Genomic DNA, 1,544 nt, shown 5'->3' with positions numbered 1-1,544 from the left:
TACCCAGGGAGTAAGAGCGAGATTTTCGGGCAGAATCAGGAAAAACAGTGAAAGAATGCAGAAAATGATTCATAAATTCCAGCTAAATTCTATAAACTGCGCCACCATGCCCAGAGGAAGAATACCAGCAACTTGGTTTTGTGTTTCCCTTTCTATTTTAAGGACTCCCTGTACAAAAAAATTTTTTCTCGAAAGGTAAGCTGCCCGCGCATTTAAATTGCTTGTTGAGATAAGGCACTCATGCAAGAGGCAAAAGGCAAAAAGGGGAATAAATAATCAGTCTTTAATAACCGGATTTAGTATAACCTATCCCTGCGTCTTCATCGGCCCGCATCCTGTAGGGGCGAAGCATTCGGGCAATAACCTATTGCTGAAACCGTAGATTTTCTATCCGAATGCTTCGCCCGTACTTTTTCAGCACAGAAAACGGGTTTCTCCGAGAAACCCGTTTTCTACTCATGGACACCCCCCAAGGGGGGCAGGGGGGATCGACACCCCCCTTATCAAGGGGGGCAGGGGGGATCGACACCCCCCTTATCAAGGGGAGCAGGGGGGATCGACACCTAATAACCAGATTTAGTATAACTCCTAAACTAATACACTTGTTCTATAGCTTGCCCCAAAAAATTCCGGAAAAGGGAATGAGGGAAAAAAAGGGAAAAAAAGAGAAAAACGGTTACACAGTCCTCCCAGCACCGCACACCACCCGAAAACCGATGTCGAAGTCGTAGGCGCGGTTGTAGAAGCCGCGGCAAGCGGAACGGCAGCTATCTGGATTGTCGCACCAAGGACCGCCCCGCAATTGATAACGATCATCATCATCATTAAAACCAAACCAATTTGTTGTCCAAGCACTGCCATCCGTCGGCGCACCCTCATAATTATGGTGCCAGGTATCGGCGCACCACTCCCAGACATTGCCGTGCATATCGTATAGCCCAAAAGCGTTTGGGGGAAATTGTCCCACGGGAGTCGTTTGTTGTCGATATTCTCCTGTAGGTTCATCGGCATAAGTTTCAGTAGCTCGATAGTTAGCTAAATCCGCCGTTATCGTTTCCCCAAAATGAAAGGGTGTTTTTGTCCCCGCTCTACAGGCGTACTCCCATTCTGCCTCACTCGGTAGCCGATACTCCCGTTTTGTTTTCCTTGATAGTCGTTTACAGAATTCCGTTGCTTCATACCAGTTGACTTTTTCTACGGGTAGCTCATCCCCTTTGAAGCGAGAGGGGTTTGTCTTCAGGTCTATGTCTATTTTAGCGGTTGCGGCGATAGCTTGCCACTGAGCTTGGGTAATCGGGGTTTGACTCATGTAGAAAGCGGGGACTTTGACTAGGTGTTGTGGTCTTTCCCTTTTATGTGCGTCCCAACCAAATTTTTGGCTCTTCGGTTTGTGTTATGCAATGGACGGGGGTTATAAGGGATGTAACCCTTATATAGAAAGGCATTTAGCGATTTTTGTCAATTGTTTTTGATCTAGAGCGAACTAATCAATTAAGTCTCTTACCAGATAAGGATTTAGTCGATTTATGCCCCCCTATCGAACC

At 46.6% G+C, this 1,544-nt stretch carries 1 pseudogene; it reads right to left on the bottom strand.

The features are described from left to right. Positions 1–676: 676 nt before the first annotated feature. Positions 677–1,378, bottom strand: a pseudogene (locus O9300_RS07415) (formylglycine-generating enzyme family protein); the annotation flags it as partial. Positions 1,379–1,544 lie beyond the last annotated feature (166 nt).

Origin of the sequence: Microcystis sp. LE19-195.1E (assembly GCF_027532095.1) — a bacterium.
In the GTDB taxonomy this organism is placed as follows: domain Bacteria; phylum Cyanobacteriota; class Cyanobacteriia; order Cyanobacteriales; family Microcystaceae; genus Microcystis; species Microcystis aeruginosa.
The sequence above is the reverse complement of the archived record's forward strand: the minus strand, read 5'-3'. Positions and strand labels throughout refer to the sequence as shown.